Source organism: Pseudomonas sp. MWU13-2517 (genome assembly GCF_023242545.1).
Lineage (GTDB): Bacteria > Pseudomonadota > Gammaproteobacteria > Pseudomonadales > Pseudomonadaceae > Aquipseudomonas.
On sequence record NZ_JALMFA010000009.1, the window covers coordinates 227,735 to 242,043 of the forward strand.

At 58.2% G+C, this 14,309-nt stretch carries 16 protein-coding genes and 3 tRNA genes; 7 read left to right on the forward strand and 12 right to left on the reverse strand.

What is annotated here, in order from left to right; genetic code table 11:
• Positions 1 to 3: 3 nt before the first annotated feature.
• The 3 genes from M5B97_RS15370 to M5B97_RS15380 are packed head-to-tail and all read right to left on the reverse strand — an operon-like array spanning position 4 to position 3,548.
• Positions 4 to 981, reverse strand: a complete 978-nt coding sequence (locus tag M5B97_RS15370) for an ABC transporter permease (RefSeq protein ID WP_010209107.1) — start codon at positions 979 to 981, stop codon at positions 4 to 6.
• Positions 978 to 2,531 carry a sugar ABC transporter ATP-binding protein gene (locus M5B97_RS15375; RefSeq protein ID WP_248731940.1) on the reverse strand — a complete coding sequence of 518 codons (1,554 nt, stop codon included), beginning with the start codon at positions 2,529 to 2,531 and terminating at the stop codon, positions 978 to 980. The genes M5B97_RS15370 and M5B97_RS15375 overlap by 4 nt, the downstream gene beginning before the upstream one ends.
• 57 nt (positions 2,532 to 2,588) lie before the next feature.
• Positions 2,589 to 3,548 carry a sugar ABC transporter substrate-binding protein gene (locus M5B97_RS15380; RefSeq protein WP_134656749.1) on the reverse strand — a complete coding sequence of 320 codons (960 nt, stop codon included), beginning with the start codon at positions 3,546 to 3,548 and terminating at the stop codon, positions 2,589 to 2,591.
• A 562-nt stretch (positions 3,549 to 4,110) separates the two neighbouring features.
• Between M5B97_RS15380 and M5B97_RS15385 the strand changes: the two genes are divergently transcribed.
• From M5B97_RS15385 to M5B97_RS15395, 3 genes are all read left to right on the forward strand, one after another.
• Entirely contained in the window at positions 4,111 to 5,199 is a 1,089-nt protein-coding gene (locus M5B97_RS15385) for an asparaginase (RefSeq protein WP_134656750.1), read from the forward strand.
• 180 nt (positions 5,200 to 5,379) lie between these two features.
• Positions 5,380 to 5,622 carry a DUF1654 domain-containing protein gene (locus M5B97_RS15390; protein WP_177421565.1) on the forward strand — a complete coding sequence of 81 codons (243 nt, stop codon included), beginning with the start codon at positions 5,380 to 5,382 and terminating at the stop codon, positions 5,620 to 5,622.
• A 4-nt stretch (positions 5,623 to 5,626) separates the two neighbouring features.
• Entirely contained in the window at positions 5,627 to 6,316 is a 690-nt protein-coding gene (locus M5B97_RS15395) for an endonuclease I family protein (RefSeq protein ID WP_123716875.1), read from the forward strand.
• A 31-nt stretch (positions 6,317 to 6,347) separates the two neighbouring features.
• Here M5B97_RS15395 and M5B97_RS15400 read toward each other — a convergent pair whose 3' ends face one another.
• Entirely contained in the window at positions 6,348 to 6,713 is a 366-nt protein-coding gene (locus tag M5B97_RS15400; RefSeq protein ID WP_248731963.1) for an SPOR domain-containing protein, read from the reverse strand.
• A 262-nt stretch (positions 6,714 to 6,975) separates the two neighbouring features.
• On the opposite strand from M5B97_RS15400, the gene csrA reads away from it, so the two are divergent.
• The 3 genes from csrA (at position 6,976) to M5B97_RS15415 (ending at position 8,031) form a co-directional block, all read left to right on the forward strand.
• Positions 6,976 to 7,170, forward strand: a complete 195-nt coding sequence (csrA, locus tag M5B97_RS15405; RefSeq protein WP_003192511.1) for a carbon storage regulator CsrA — start codon at positions 6,976 to 6,978, stop codon at positions 7,168 to 7,170.
• 210 nt (positions 7,171 to 7,380) lie between these two features.
• The gene (locus tag M5B97_RS15410; protein WP_134656751.1) at positions 7,381 to 7,644 is read left to right on the forward strand and encodes a hypothetical protein; all 264 of its coding nucleotides are present in this window, start codon (positions 7,381 to 7,383) and stop codon (positions 7,642 to 7,644) included.
• 90 nt (positions 7,645 to 7,734) lie between these two features.
• Complete coding sequence (locus M5B97_RS15415) at positions 7,735 to 8,031, forward strand: hypothetical protein (protein ID WP_248731941.1); 297 nt, start codon at positions 7,735 to 7,737, stop codon at positions 8,029 to 8,031.
• 19 nt (positions 8,032 to 8,050) lie between these two features.
• Here M5B97_RS15415 and M5B97_RS15420 read toward each other — a convergent pair whose 3' ends face one another.
• From M5B97_RS15420 to M5B97_RS15445, 6 genes are all read right to left on the reverse strand, one after another.
• Entirely contained in the window at positions 8,051 to 8,728 is a 678-nt protein-coding gene (locus tag M5B97_RS15420) for an HAD family hydrolase (RefSeq protein WP_248731942.1), read from the reverse strand.
• 263 nt (positions 8,729 to 8,991) lie between these two features.
• Positions 8,992 to 9,438 carry an anti-virulence regulator CigR family protein gene (locus M5B97_RS15425; protein ID WP_134656754.1) on the reverse strand — a complete coding sequence of 149 codons (447 nt, stop codon included), beginning with the start codon at positions 9,436 to 9,438 and terminating at the stop codon, positions 8,992 to 8,994.
• Between the two features lie 78 nt (positions 9,439 to 9,516).
• Complete coding sequence (gene pcp / locus M5B97_RS15430) at positions 9,517 to 10,146, reverse strand: pyroglutamyl-peptidase I (RefSeq protein ID WP_248731943.1); 630 nt, start codon at positions 10,144 to 10,146, stop codon at positions 9,517 to 9,519.
• A gap of 7 nt (positions 10,147 to 10,153) precedes the next feature.
• Positions 10,154 to 11,104, reverse strand: coding sequence for a DUF979 domain-containing protein (locus tag M5B97_RS15435; protein ID WP_248731944.1), 951 nt, complete (start codon positions 11,102 to 11,104; stop codon positions 10,154 to 10,156).
• Positions 11,101 to 11,817 (reverse strand): DUF969 domain-containing protein, encoded by a 717-nt coding sequence (locus tag M5B97_RS15440; protein ID WP_248731945.1) that lies wholly within the window; start codon positions 11,815 to 11,817, stop codon positions 11,101 to 11,103. Before M5B97_RS15440 ends, M5B97_RS15435 begins: the two co-directional genes overlap by 4 nt.
• Positions 11,818 to 12,346: 529 nt before the next feature.
• Positions 12,347 to 12,423 (reverse strand) — tRNA-Val (locus tag M5B97_RS15445).
• A gap of 184 nt (positions 12,424 to 12,607) precedes the next feature.
• Here M5B97_RS15445 and M5B97_RS15450 point away from each other — a divergent pair.
• Positions 12,608 to 13,891: an FAD-binding oxidoreductase gene (locus tag M5B97_RS15450; RefSeq protein ID WP_248731946.1), complete on the forward strand. Its 1,284-nt coding sequence runs from the start codon at positions 12,608 to 12,610 to the stop codon at positions 13,889 to 13,891.
• A 158-nt stretch (positions 13,892 to 14,049) separates the two neighbouring features.
• Here M5B97_RS15450 and M5B97_RS15455 read toward each other — a convergent pair.
• A tRNA-Asp gene (locus M5B97_RS15455) sits at positions 14,050 to 14,126 on the reverse strand.
• A 105-nt stretch (positions 14,127 to 14,231) separates the two neighbouring features.
• Positions 14,232 to 14,308, reverse strand: a tRNA-Asp gene (locus tag M5B97_RS15460).
• Position 14,309 lies beyond the last annotated feature (1 nt).

Sequence of the window (14,309 nt, forward strand, 5' to 3'; positions counted from 1 at the left end):
GGTTCAGCCTCGCCGACTGGCACGCTGACTGCGATAGGTATCGAGGACTACGGCGATCACAATCACAGCACCCGTGATGATGCGCTTAGTGGGTTCCGTAGCACCGATCTGGGCAAGGCCGGCCGCCAGCACCGAAATGATCAACACACCGAAAAAAGTACTGATGACCGAACCGCGTCCGCCCATCAGGCTGGTGCCGCCGATCACCACAGCGGCGATCACTTGCAGCTCCAGGCCGGAGCCGGCGTTCGGGTCTGCCGCCTCAAGGCGCGATATCTGGAACAGCGCCGCAACACCGGCCAACAACCCCATCAGGCTGAATACCAGGATCTTGTAGGGCTTGGGATTGATCCCCGCCAGGCGCACAGCTTCTTCGTTTGTACCGATACCGATGAGGTAACGACCGAATACCGTACGGGTCAGCACCAACTGCGCCGCAATAATCACCAGCAACGCGATGATGAACGACGGGGAAATGCCAAAGGCAATCGGGTTGGATAACCAGGCAAACGAGTCGCCGATATAAGCGGTGCGCGAGCCGGTCATCTGATAGGCCACGCCTCGCGCCATTTCCAGCACACCGAGGGAGACGATAAACGATGGAATCCGCCAGGCGACGGTGATGGAGCCGGTTATGGTGCCAGCCAGTGCCGCGCAACCCATGCCGAGTACGGCGGCCGGCAACACGCTCCAGCCCCAGCCAAGAATCGCCACGCTGACCGCCGACGCAGCCAATGCCAGCACCGAGCCCACCGACAAGTCGATACCGCCGATGATCAGGATGAAGGTCATGCCCACCGCCAGCACCATAAGGTCCGGAATCTGGTTGGCCAGGGTGCTGAAGGTGTCATAGGACAGGAAGTGGTCGCTGAGCACCGAGAACAGCGCAATCATCGCGAGCAAGGCACCGGCCAGGCCCAGATAGGTACCCAGGCCGTAGAAGTTACCGCCGGTTTTACCGGGGGAAGTTGTTGTTTTCATGGGGTATCCCTAAGCACTGCGTCGTTGAGCAGCGCATCACGTTTTTGGTAACCGGCGAAGGCGGCGGCGAGCAACTCGTCCTGGGTCCAGCTATCGCGCTCGAAGGTTTCGATCAGGCGCCCGGCTGACAGCACGCCGATCCGATCACAGATCAGCATCAGCTCTCGCAGGTCGCTGGACACCACCACCAGCGCCTTGCCCTGGCGAGTCAGCTCGCCCAGCAAGGCATAGATGTCGAACTTGGCGCCAACGTCGATGCCCCGGGTGGGTTCGTCGAACAGCATCACCGCACAATCGCGCTCCAGCCAACGGCCAATCACGACTTTCTGCTGGTTACCGCCCGAAAGCTCGGAGACCAACTGCGCCGGACTGGAGCTGCGGATGCGCATGGCATCGACCTGACGCTTGGCCAGGGCGGTTTCGTCACGGCTATTCACCACGCCGCCACCGGAAATCTTAGGCATGTTGCCCAGCGCGATGTTGGCGCTGATGGATTGGGTCAGCAGCAAGCCTTCACCTTTGCGGTCTTCGGTGATCAAGGCAATGCCATGCCCCACAGCGTCTACCGGCGAACGAATGCTCACCACCTGGGCTGGCGAGCCAAGGGCAATGGTGCCACTGTCGGCCAGATCAGCGCCAAAGATCAGGCGCAGCAGTTCAGTACGACCGGCACCAATCAGGCCGGAGATGCCGAAGATTTCACCGGCACGCACTTCAAAGGACACGTCGCGGACCTTGTCCGAACGGGTCAGCCCACTCACGGTCAACGCGGGGCCACCAATGGTCCGTGGCCCCAGGTCGATCTGCTCGCCCAGCTCACGGCCAACCATCAGGGTAACCAGTTGCTCGCTGTTGTAGTTGGCCATCGGCTCGACGCAGACCAGACTGCCATCACGCAATACCGCGATGCGTTGGGCAACACGGGCCAGTTCTTCGAGCCGGTGCGAGATGTAGATGATCGCCACGCCCCGAGCCTGCAGGCGGGTGATCTGCTCGAACAGCATCTCGACTTCACGGGCAGTGAGCATGGCCGTGGGCTCGTCGAGGATCAATACATGGCAATCGCCGATCAGGTTGCGCGCAATTTCGACCATTTGTTGATGACCGATACCCAGGCTACCGACGAGGGTGTCCGGGTCGATTGCATCCAGGCCGACCTGGGCCATGGCTTCGATGGCGGCCGTGCGTAATTGCTTGCGGCTGATCCAACCGCACTTGCTGGGCAGGTTATCCAGGAACAGGTTCTCGGCCACGGTCAGCGTCGGCAGCAAATTGAGCTCCTGCATGACCATGCGCACGCCCAGCTCTTCGGCCTGGGTGCGACTGCCCGGGCGATAGTCCTGACCATTGAACTGCATGTGCCCGGCGGTCGGCGTAACCAACCCACCGATAATTTTCGACAGTGTGCTTTTACCTGCACCGTTCTCACCGGTCAGTGCCAGCACTTCCCCACGATTGAGCGTCAGGGTGATGTCAGCCAGAACCGGTTGGGCATAGGTCTTGCCGATACCGCTGACCGAGAGGACAGCGTTCGGGGCGGAAGATGACATAGGAAAATCTCCAGGCGCCCGCTCAGGACGAGCGGGCGCTGTTGGGTACTGCCAGGATTACTTCTTGAGGACGAGTTCGACAGGGGTTTCGATCACGCCGTCTTTGGCATCGACTTTCTCACCCTTGACCAGCTTGAGCGCGTTCTGGATACCGAATACGGCCTGCTGGGCAGCAGCCTGGTCGGCGGTCGCCAGTACACGGCCGTCCTGCAGCATCGGCTTGATGGCTTCGATGTTGTCATAGCCGACCACCAGCACTTTACCGGCCTTGCCTGCCGCACGTACGGCAGAGACAGCACCCAGGGCCATGTTGTCGTTACCGGCCAGGAGTGCCTTGAGGTCCGGGTATTCGCTCAGCATGGCGGAAGCCACCTTCTGACCCTGGTCGATTTCCCAGTTGCCGGACTGGGTGGAGACGATCTTCATGCCGGCGGCGTCCATCGCATCTTTGTAGCCCGCGGTGCGCTGCTGGGCATTGGTGGTGGTTGGCACGCCTTCGATGATCGCGACCTTGTCACCCGAGGTCAGGTGCTTGGCCAGGTAATCGCCGACCAGCTTGGAGCCTTTGCGGTTATCGGGGCCTACGAATGGAATGTCGAGGTTCTTGCTTTTCAGCACCTCAGGATCGAGACGGTTATCAATATTGACGACCTTGATGCCCGCATCCGAGGCTTTCTTCAGCACGGTGACCAGCGCCTTGGAGTCTGCAGGAGCAATCACGATGGCGTTAACCTTGGCGAGGATCATCTGGTTGACGATATCGATCTGCGCGCTGGTATCGGTTTCGTTCTTGATGCCGTTGGTGATCATGTCGAAGTCGGCGGCGTGGGCCTTCTGGTAGTCCTTGGCACCGTCTTGCATCGTGACGAAAAATTCATTGGCGAGGGATTTCATGACCAGGCCGACCTTGGGTTTGGCGGCGGCGTCATCGGCAAATGCAGAGGAGAGAGGCAAGGCAGCGGATGCGGCAGCAAGCACAGCGACAGCAAGAAGACGTCCAGCAAATGGCAGCTTCATGGGTTCACTCCGATCTTATGATTATTGTGAGCAACGCTTGCACCGAAACCCTCTTCGGCAGCCGTCCCACCCGGGTGGCTTAAACGAGCTGTCACGACACTCCAGGAGCGCACCGTGAAACATCTCGCAAACGTTTGCGTTATTCAAACTATGCGAACCTTGTCGAGATTTGTCAACGGGGGAAACCGTCTTTCATCCAAGGTTTTCAGCCCCTGCTTTATGCACCGTCATGGATGCGCTTGAGCATCGCCTTCGCCTGGCCTTGCTCCGAAACGACAGGCTCTGACGCCAGGGTCATACCAGAGCGAGGAATACTCCGTCATATTTTTCGGACAACCGAACGAAATACCAGCGCACCGTTCGGAAAGCCGGACAACCAAGCCTTTCACACATTAAAAAAGACAAATTAATGTGTTTTAAATCAATACGTTAATTTATATCCATGCACACAATCGGCCTGGTACAAATCCTGCTCTTTCTCAGCACCTTGAGGCGTTCAGAACCGCCCGGGTGTTCTAGATGAACCTGCTACCGCACTCATCAAAAACCAGAGAGAAAAACAATGAAATCTGCATTGAAGAACTTTGTTCCGGGCGCCCTCGCCCTTCTGCTGCTGTTTCCCGTTGCCGCCCACGCAAAGGAAGCTGAAACCAAGACCAAGCTGTCCAACGTGGTGATCCTCGCCACCGGCGGCACCATTGCCGGCGCTGGCGCCAGTGCGGCCAACAGCGCTACCTATCAGGCGGCTAAAGTCGGCATCGAACAACTGATCGCCGGCGTTCCCGAGCTTGGCCAGATCGCCAACGTACGTGGCGAACAAGTGATGCAAATTGCCTCGGAAAGCATCAATAACGAAAACCTGCTGCAATTGGGCCGCCGCGTGGCCGAACTGGCCGACAGCAAAGATGTTGACGGCATCGTCATCACCCACGGTACCGACACCCTGGAAGAAACCGCCTACTTCCTGAACCTGGTGGAAAAAACCGATAAGCCAATCGTGGTGGTCGGCTCCATGCGTCCAGGCACCGCAATGTCGGCAGACGGCATGCTCAACCTGTACAACGCCGTGGCCGTGGCCGGGAGCAAAGATGCTCGTGGCAAGGGCGTTTTGGTGACCATGAACGACGAGATCCAGTCGGGTCGCGACGTCAGCAAAATGATCAACATCAAGACCGAAGCGTTCAAGAGCCCATGGGGCCCGCTGGGCATGGTGGTGGAAGGCAAGTCCTACTGGTTCCGTCTGCCTGCCAAACGCCACACCATGGATTCGGAATTCGACATCAAGACCATCAAGAGCCTGCCTGATGTTGAAATTGCCTACGGCTACGGCAATGTGAGCGACACCGCCTACAAAGCACTGGCGCAAGCTGGCGCCAAAGCCATCATCCATGCCGGTACCGGTAATGGTTCGGTATCGTCCAAAGTCGTTCCTGCGCTGGTGGAATTGCGCAAGCAAGGCGTACAGATCATCCGCTCTTCCCACGTCAACGCCGGCGGTATGGTTCTGCGTAATGCCGAACAGCCGGACGACAAATACGACTGGGTCGCCGCCCTTGACCTGAACCCACAGAAAGCCCGCATCCTGGCAATGGTCGCCCTGACCAAGACCCAGGACAGCAAAGAGCTGCAGCGGATGTTCTGGGAATACTGATTTGCGCTGATACTCGGTAGGGGCTTTACCGCCCCTATCTCCCCCGCCTCCCCCATAAAACTCCCGCCCTACACCAAACCTCCTGAACCGCTGTCAGACGAACTTCTTGAATTTTAAGTAGTTGCGAAATCGCCCACAGTTAAATACTGTATGTGCGTACAGCCAATTAAGGAAACCTCGGTGGCAAACTCCTCTTCCGCAGCGCCCGACGCTTACGAGCGCCTGGCCCTTCGCGTGCAAAAGATCATCAATTCAACCAACGCCCAGAAAGCCAAGGCAGCGTTGATCTTCCGCCTGCCGGATGAACCTGTGGATGAATGGGAGCGCCTGCTGGAAGAGATCGCCGAGAACGACAACGTCACCCTCGCCTATCGGGATGACGGGGGCGTACAGATTTTCTGGGTTGTGCCGAAGGAAGATTGATTGAATGAGTGTCCGTTTTATTGCTGCGTGCTGCCTGCTTTTTACCCTCACCGCCAACGCCCAAGCCCCTCGAACCTTCAGCGAAGCCAAGAAAATCGCCTGGAAGCTCTACGCTCCGCAATCCACCGAGTTCTATTGCGGCTGCAAATACACCGGCAACCGTGTGGACCTGAAAGCCTGTGGTTACATCCCGCGCAAAAATGCCAACCGCGCCGCGCGCATTGAGTGGGAACACATTGTGCCGGCCTGGCAAATCGGGCATCAGCGCCAGTGCTGGCAAAATGGCGGGCGAAAAAACTGCACGCGCCACGATGATGTGTTCAAGCGCGCCGAGGCGGACCTGCACAATCTGGTGCCGAGTATCGGCGAAGTGAATGGCGACCGTAACAACTTCAGCTTTGGCTGGTTGCCGGTACAAAGCGGGCAGTACGGCTCATGCCTGACCCAAGTGGACTTCAAGGCCAAGAAAGTCATGCCGCGCCCGTCCATCCGCGGAATGATCGCTCGCACGTACTTTTATATGAGCAAGCAATACGGCTTGCGCCTGTCAAAACAGGATCGCCAACTGTACGAAGCCTGGAACAAGACCTATCCGGTGCAGACCTGGGAGCGCCAGCGCAACCAGACAGTCGCTTGCGTGATGGGGCGCGGCAATGAATTCGTCGGCCCGGTGAACTTGAAAGCCTGCAGTTGAATGTGGGCGGCACTCCCGCCCAACCTGCCCACTACTGCGCGGTTTTGTGCTCGACGACCTGCGACTCGGTGTCGTTCTTCTTGGCACGGGCCAACTTTTCGGTCAGCAGTGCCTGCTTGGCTTCGGCTTCGGCTTTGCTGGCAAACGGCCCTAGAAATACCTCGTCCTTACCGTCCACTTTCACAATATAAAAACTGAAGCCGTGTTCCAGCAACCAGGCGGTCAGGTCGGTGATCGCCTGCAGTTTGTGGTCCGGAGGACCGACCCACACATCCCATTCCTGAGCGGCAATTGCACCGGTTTGTGGCTGGCTTTCGGTCACGGCAGGCTTGGCCTTGGGAGAATCGACACTTTTACCTTCACCGCAACCGGCCAACGCCAACACCGCAATTGCCATCGCTACTTTACGCACAGCCCTGCTCCTTTGAGGATAAAGAGGCAACTTTACCATTCACTGTCTATTCTGGCCGTCATAAACGTTGGCTTAAACAATGCGAATGATGTACCGCAGACCTGTATGATGCCGCCATGGGAATTAATGTCGCCTCTATGCGTCCTAAAAGAGGCAGTCACAGGGAAGCGCTTAGCAGTAAGCTACACACATCTGACACCTACCCTGTCTGAAACATGTGTCCTTAAAAGTAATCAAGGAGAAGTCCATGCTTATACTCACCCGCAAAGTCGGTGAAAGCATAAACATCGGTGATGACATTACGATCACCATCCTGGGCGTCAGCGGCCAGCAAGTTCGAATCGGCATCAACGCCCCCAAGGACGTTGCCGTGCATCGTGAGGAAATTTACCAACGCATCCAGGCCGGCCTTACAGCTCCGGACAAAAACCAGACTCCTTGAAGCACCCCGAGTAGCCAGCCTTTTCGTTCACAGTGATGGCTGGCGAAAACCCGTTCAGCCTGCTCGCGTTTGCTTACGTGACCAGCGCGCCTAGTGCATTTCCCCTCGCCGTGAGATGAAACTGTCATGAAGCCTGGAACTTGCTGCGTTATTCGCAGCCGAACCTTCAGATAATCATCCTGCCATCTGTGTGCATTTAGGAGCACGTCGATGAGGCATCCAGCAACACAACCGCTTATTTCCAGGTCCTGGATGATCGCCCTGCTCATAGGGTTGGTTTTGTTCGCTGCCGGATGCGGTTTGAGGTTCGAAATCGAAGGCGCCACCGATCCGAGTACTCACTCCTGGCTGGACCTCGCGTTACTGTTGTGTGGTTACCTGCTGGTGTTCTGCCTCAAGCCGATCCAGAAGACTGTTTTGCGTAAGTTGTGCCAACGGGCAGCCCATCGAGCGCCTCAGAAGACCACACGTTGACATTGCCACGCTATCAGATTGCCGGTATTTACAGACTCGCAGTAACACCTATGCTTGGGCTGGCACGGGCAGTGAAAGGTGCTAAAGCTGATGGACACTCTCAATAAATCTCAAATCGAACAGGCACTGGCCGCACGCTTGCCCAGCTACACGGTGACCTGCACGCTGCATGCGGACGGCACCCTGTCAGCCATTCTCAGTGGCCCGGAAACCGACCACTTTGCGATTACCGGAATCGTGCGTGCACACTATCGCGGCGCCGAAGCCATTGCCCGGCTCGCCAATGAGATACTCAGGGAGATGGTGCTCTCGCGTCAGGGCATGAGAAGCAGCCGGTTGCAAGCCTCATCAGCTCTTGCCATGTGTGAAGAACACCGAGACCGATAACAGCCTCGGTGCTTTCACATCACCTTGGCAAATGCCTCAAGTACAACAAGCCGTCAGCATCGCGCCGGGCTTGCAGTCCCTCATACCCGTCTATGTAGGCATGCGCCGTCGCCAGGGGCGTGAGGTGCGTTGAGGTGACCACAATCACATCTGCTCCCGCAGCCTCCCCCGCGCGAATTCCCACCGTGGCATCCTCGAACACCAGGCAGTCCTGCACCGGTACGCCCAGGCGCTGCGCGCCCAGCACGTAACAGGCAGGATCAGGCTTGCCGCGATCAACATCTTCCGCCGCCACCAACACCGCCGGCGCGGCAATGCCCGCCGCTTGCAAGCGACGCAATGCCAACGCCTTGGGTGCTGATGTAACCAACGCCCATTGTTCACCTGGCAGGCTGTTCAGAAACTCGACAGCACCGGGAATCGCCACAACCCCCTGGACGTCATCGATTTCAGCCTCGGTAATCCATTGCGCTTCGGCCTCCGGGTCAACGCCCGGTAACGCCTGGCGGGTGATGGTATCGATGGCCCGGGCACCATGAATAGTGGCGAGGAACGCCTCGACATCCAAGCCATGGCGCCCAGCCCAGCGGCTCCACACACGCTCGGCGGCGGCAATGGAATTGAGCAGGGTGCCGTCCATATCGAACAGAAAGGCACGGTAGCGTTGGTTAAATACGGAGGGGCCTGGAGCGGACACTGCTGGTTTTCCTTATTCGCGAACATGGGCTGACCCCGATGCAATCTACGGATCACGCCATTGCATCGCAACCTTGGAATAAAGCGACAGGTACTCGGCCATCAACCCTGATCGGGTAGATTTCCTCGCCAGGCATATGCGCGCCAACACTCTCGAGCGACCGCCACGCACCCGCATAACGGGCGGTACCGCGTGAGCAATGAACACGGGGCGACGTGCTTTGAGCGGTGTTTACCTGATCATGAGGTGCGAGGGGCTGCAGCTCAATCAAAAACACCGTTAAGCACTTCGTAGATGATGCCAGTGGCAATGGTCACCAATATCAAGTCGGTGCCCACTTGCTGCCACTCGTAGCCATCGTAACGGGGCAAATGCCCCACCAAGCGGCCGTCCAGCTTCTTGGCGATGCCCGGCGGCAGCGGCTTGCCACGTGCCAATTTCTTTTGAATGCCAGGCGGCAAGGCCGGCCCGGGGCTCCAATAATTGCGGTAGCCACCCAACGCACTCAGGACTGCGCCGCGATCAACGTTGGGGCCGCCCCTGGCTGACCCACCCTTGCCAGTAAGCTTGTCCGGCCCCTGATCACCATGGGCATTGCCTTTATTATTACCCTGCCCTTTTCCATTACCCGGATCGGCGAAGGCCAGGCCACTGGTCACGGACACTACAAGCGTTAAAACTGCAGATACTAATTTCATCCGTTTGAACATGGTGACATTCCGCGGCAATGGTGTGCTTGAACCATAGTCGAAACGGATGCACAGCGTACTGAATCGTAGCGCCTGTCGTCAGCTTATCCGGCCACCGGGCAAGACGACGTCCACTTGGGTTTGCCAGGCTGCCGAAACCGCAACACGCAGCCCCTCCACCACCGTCGATAGCGCCATTGAGGGCTCTCCCGATCCAGGCAGGTTTGGTATGTGAATAAACCCACTGCGCACCGCAGTCCCCGCCAATGCGTGCTGCAACCGATAAAACACCTGATTGCACACAAAAGTCCCCGCCGTCTGCGAAACCGAGGCCGCAACACCCGCTTCGCGCACCGCCCTGACCATGCTCTTGATCGGCAATGTCGAGAAGTACGCAGCCGGGCCACCGTCCAGCACTGCCGTATCGATCGGCTGCGCCCCCAGATTGTCGGGAATGCGCGCATCGTTGACGTTGATTGCAATGCGCTCGATGGAAATATCGCTGCGCCCAGGTCCCAAGCCGGTGGCGATGACCATTACCGGGTGCAGTTCGTGGATCAACCGGACCAACGTCTCGGCAGCGGTGGCAAATGCGCAGGGCAGGCAACGTGCAACAATCTGCACCCCTTCGCCGAGCAGAACACCATCCAACTGACGCACCGCCTCCCATGAGGGATTCACCAGGTCGTTATCAAAAGGCTCGAAGCCCGTCAGCAGTAAACTTTGCATAGCGGCCTCACATCAACAGGTAAAGCAGCACGATATTGACCGCCAGCATCATTAATGCAGTCGGTATCTGCGCCTTGATAACCGCATTTTTATCGGGCAACTCCAGCAACGCAGCCGGAACAATATTGAAGTTGGCCGCCATCGGCGTCATCAGTGTCCCGCAGTAGCCGGAAAACATACCGATGGCTGCCATCACCGCAGGGTTGCCGCCATAAATCCCCACCAGTACCGGCACACCGACGCCGCCAGTCATAACAGGAAAAGCCGCAAAACCATTGCCCATGATCACGGTAAACAAGGCCATGCCCAGCACATAAACCATCACCGCCACCAACTTGTAGTCCAAGTTGACGTATGTGGTGGTGACATGGGCGACAGCAGCGCCAACCCCGGCTTCATTGAACAGCAACCCGAGCATCGCCAACATCTGCGGGAGCACCATGGCCCAGCCCAGCGCTTCGGTCAGACGACGGGATTCGCGCAGGGCCTGTAACGGTGTGTCGCGGGTCAGCCAACAGGCCAGGCCAAGCGCAATCAGGCAGCCGATGCCCAGGGAAACGAAAGTAGTGTTTTTCGGGTCCAGCAGCGGTATACCGCCAATTTCGGTGTGCTTGAGCAACACCGAACCCAACACCGTGGTCAGTGGGATAGCCAGCGCCGGGATAAACAGCTTGTGGCCCAGGCGTCCGGCACTGGCGCGGGAAGCCTTATCGTGAAGTTCGGCGTGCTGGCCACGGCCAACGCCGCCCAAGCCCGCGATCAATGCCATCACCACTACGCCGACACCGATGACCACCGAAGGCAGACGCTCCCCAATCAGGAACGGCACGGCGAACAATAACCAGAACAGTGCGCTGGACCACCGCTTGGGGTGGGAACGGTCCAGCAGGATCATGCCGGCGGTGATCAGCAACAGAACACCCGCCAGCCAGTAGAGATATTGAATGGAAATGATCATTGAGCAGCCTCCACCGGGGCGGCAGCAGGGCTCATTTCGTGGGTCAGCCGTCGATCGAAGCGATGGAGCCGGATCGCATGAATGATGAAGGCGCAGATCGCCGTCGGGATGCCCCACACCGCAATGTGCAACGGCTCCACATCAATTCCCGAGCCGAGCAGGAAGGTGTGCATCAACGCAATCGCACCGAAGGCAACAAAGATGTCTTCACCAAAAAACAGCCCGACATTGTCGGTGGCAGCGCACATGGCCAGTACCTTGTGGCGCAGCTTGTCTGGCAGCTTGCCATAGCGTTTCTCCGCCGCGCCTTCGGCCATCGGTGCCAACAGCGGCCGCACCATTTGTGGATGCCCACCGAGACTGGTCAGCCCCATGGCAGCCGTGGACTCACGCACGAACAGATACATGATCAGCAAGCGCCCAACCGTCGCACGCTCGAAACGGGCGATCCAGTTTTGAGCATGCAGGCGCAGGCCATGGCGTTCCAGCAAGCCAATCACCGCCAGCGGCAATAACAGAATCAGTTGCAGGGCACGGGTCTGAAGGAAGCCGTCCCCCATGGAGGCAAGAATTTTTTCCAGCGGGAACTGGGCGGCGAATCCGGTGGCGATGGCTGCCGCGGTGACTACCAACAGCGGATTGAAGCGTAATACAAAGCCGACCACGATGACAAGTACGCCGATCAACGGCCATAAGTTCACAACTGTTTGCATGGCGGAGAGGTCCTTTAGTGCGCGCTGCGGCGCCATTACAGCAGGATGTGGGCAAGGGCTCACAGCATGAAAGTGGTGTGCAGTCGGCTCGGTTTTTTTATTGTTGACCTGGAAGGTCGAGCGTCAGTGGCGGCAACTTTGCTGCCTGGAGACGGGGGTGTCCAACAAGAAAAATTGTTGCTGCGAACCAATAAATTTTGTGGGCAATGGGCAGTGGAGGAGCGCGCGCAATACGGTGCGTCGGCCCGAACGGGCTCGACAGTGAAGAATTCGATTGGGAATCTATACTCGGATAAGCAGTGGCGCGCTCGTGCGCATGCAGCGCGGCAATATCGCCGACAAAGAGGTGGCCATTATGTACGCCGGACAAAAGAGCATGGCGACAACTACAACTCTAGGTGAGTTTCGGTGCCAGGTGGTGGTTCAAATCATCTGCCTGCTATCGATAGCGACGCTTTTTTGTTGACGACAAAAAAGGGCCCACCTTTCGGTGAGCCCTTCTAGACCGCCCAGCAGAGCGGATTTTGTTTGGTAGGCGCGATTGGACTCGAACCAACGACCCCCACCATGTCAAGGTGGTGCTCTAACCAACTGAGCTACGTGCCTGCTGTGAGGCGGCATTCTACGGAATTCCGGAGGGGTGTCAACATCTTTTTTGCAGCTAACCCTATGAATATGCGAATTTTTTATTTGCGGCAGGGATGCCCGTGATTTTTGGGTGGCTGGCAGGCAATTTTCAACTCAGGTAGGATCGGAGCACTCGTAAAAAATATAAAACAGAGGTTCCAGGATGGCGAACACCCCCTACCCCCAGTCGTATTATGCAGCGTCCGCCAATGCGGTCCCGCCTCGCCCGACGCTGCAGGGCGAAGTGGAAACCGACGTATGCGTGATTGGCGCCGGCTATACCGGCCTCTCCAGCGCGTTGTTTCTGCTGGAGAACGGTTTTCGCGTGACGGTGCTGGAGGCCGCCAAAGTGGGGTTCGGCGCCTCGGGCCGCAATGGCGGGCAAATCGTCAACAGCTACAGCCGTGACATTGATGTGATCGAGCGCAGTGTCGGCCCAAGGCAAGCACAACTACTGGGGCAAATGGCTTTCGAAGGCGGCAAGATCATTCGCGAGCGCGTGGCCAAGTATCAGATCCAGTGCGACTTGAAGGACGGCGGCGTGTTCGCGGCCCTCAACAGCAAGCACATGGCTCACCTGGAGTCGCAGAAGCGCCTGTGGGAACGCTTTGGCCACACCCAGCTGGAGTTGCTGGACGAACGCCGCATTCGCGACGTGGTGGCCTGTGACAACTATGTGGGCGGCATGCTGGACATGAGCGGCGGGCATATTCACCCACTCAATCTTGCACTGGGCGAAGCCGCGGCAGTGGAGTCCCTGGGCGGTACGATCTACGAACAATCGGCGGCGGTGCGTATCGAGCGTGGTGCCAATCCGGTGGTACACACCGCCGAAGGCAAGGTCAGGGCCAAATTCATCATCGTCGCGGGCAATGCCTACCTGGGCAACCTGGTTCCGGAGCTGGCGGCCAAGTCGATGCCTTGCGGCACTCAGGTGATCACCACCGCGCCACTCGGGGATGAGTTGGCCAAGACCCTACTGCCGCAGGATTACTGCGTAGAGGACTGCAACTACTTGCTCGACTACTATCGCCTTACCAGTGACAAGCGCCTGATCTTCGGCGGCGGCGTGGTGTATGGCGCGCGCGACCCGGCGAACATCGAAGCAATCATCCGCCCGAAGATGCTCAAGGCCTTCCCGCAACTCAAGGATGTGAAGATCGACTACGCCTGGACCGGCAACTTCCTGCTGACCCTGTCGCGCTTGCCGCAGGTCGGGCGCCTGGGTGACAACATCTACTACTCGCAGGGCTGCAGCGGTCATGGCGTGACGTACACCCACTTGGCGGGCAAGGTCCTGGCGGAAGCGCTGAGAGGCCAGGCAGAGCGCTTCGATGCGTTTGCCGACCTGCCGCACTACCCATTCCCAGGCGGGCAACTGCTGCGTACGCCGTTCGCGGCACTGGGGGCCTGGTATTACGGGCTGCGGGATAAGCTGGGGTTCTGACAATACAGCGGGAGCCGGTTCGCCGGCTCTTCCAGCAGGTTTTCCGAATCCCGGAAACAAAAAACCCCGGTCTTTCGACCAGGGTCTTTGCTATCGGATCAAAGTAGCCAGAGGCTTTCTTTGTGCTTCAAGGCGTTCAGTGGGCCTTGAAACAGATATGGCGCAGCGGACGGGACTCGAACCCGCGACCCCCGGCGTGACAGGCCGGTATTCTAACCGACTGAACTACCGCTGCGTATCGCTTGACCGGCCGAGTAAAACCCCTCAACCGTCTTTAAACATCTGACTGATCAGCGTTGGCTGTTCAATCTCAAACCCGAAAAATCAGGCCTGGAAAATATGGCGCAGCGGACGGGACTCGAACCCGCGACCCCCGGCGTGACAGGCCGGTATTCTAACCGACTGAACTACCGCTGCG

Coding starts and splice junctions, on each gene's coding strand:
- M5B97_RS15450 (WP_248731946.1), top strand. CDS start 12,608: ATGGCGAACACCCCCTACCCCCAGTCGTATTATGCAGCGTCCGCCAAT.
- csrA (WP_003192511.1), top strand. CDS start 6,976: ATGCTTATACTCACCCGCAAAGTCGGTGAAAGCATAAACATCGGTGAT.
- M5B97_RS15400 (WP_248731963.1), bottom strand. CDS start 6,713: ATGGCAATTGCGGTGTTGGCGTTGGCCGGTTGCGGTGAAGGTAAAAGT.
- M5B97_RS15375 (WP_248731940.1), bottom strand. CDS start 2,531: ATGTCATCTTCCGCCCCGAACGCTGTCCTCTCGGTCAGCGGTATCGGC.
- M5B97_RS15370 (WP_010209107.1), bottom strand. CDS start 981: ATGAAAACAACAACTTCCCCCGGTAAAACCGGCGGTAACTTCTACGGC.
- M5B97_RS15435 (WP_248731944.1), bottom strand. CDS start 11,104: ATGATCATTTCCATTCAATATCTCTACTGGCTGGCGGGTGTTCTGTTG.
- M5B97_RS15395 (WP_123716875.1), top strand. CDS start 5,627: ATGAGTGTCCGTTTTATTGCTGCGTGCTGCCTGCTTTTTACCCTCACC.
- M5B97_RS15380 (WP_134656749.1), bottom strand. CDS start 3,548: ATGAAGCTGCCATTTGCTGGACGTCTTCTTGCTGTCGCTGTGCTTGCT.
- M5B97_RS15415 (WP_248731941.1), top strand. CDS start 7,735: ATGGACACTCTCAATAAATCTCAAATCGAACAGGCACTGGCCGCACGC.
- pcp (WP_248731943.1), bottom strand. CDS start 10,146: ATGCAAAGTTTACTGCTGACGGGCTTCGAGCCTTTTGATAACGACCTG.
- M5B97_RS15385 (WP_134656750.1), top strand. CDS start 4,111: ATGAAATCTGCATTGAAGAACTTTGTTCCGGGCGCCCTCGCCCTTCTG.
- M5B97_RS15410 (WP_134656751.1), top strand. CDS start 7,381: ATGAGGCATCCAGCAACACAACCGCTTATTTCCAGGTCCTGGATGATC.
- M5B97_RS15440 (WP_248731945.1), bottom strand. CDS start 11,817: ATGCAAACAGTTGTGAACTTATGGCCGTTGATCGGCGTACTTGTCATC.
- M5B97_RS15425 (WP_134656754.1), bottom strand. CDS start 9,438: ATGTTCAAACGGATGAAATTAGTATCTGCAGTTTTAACGCTTGTAGTG.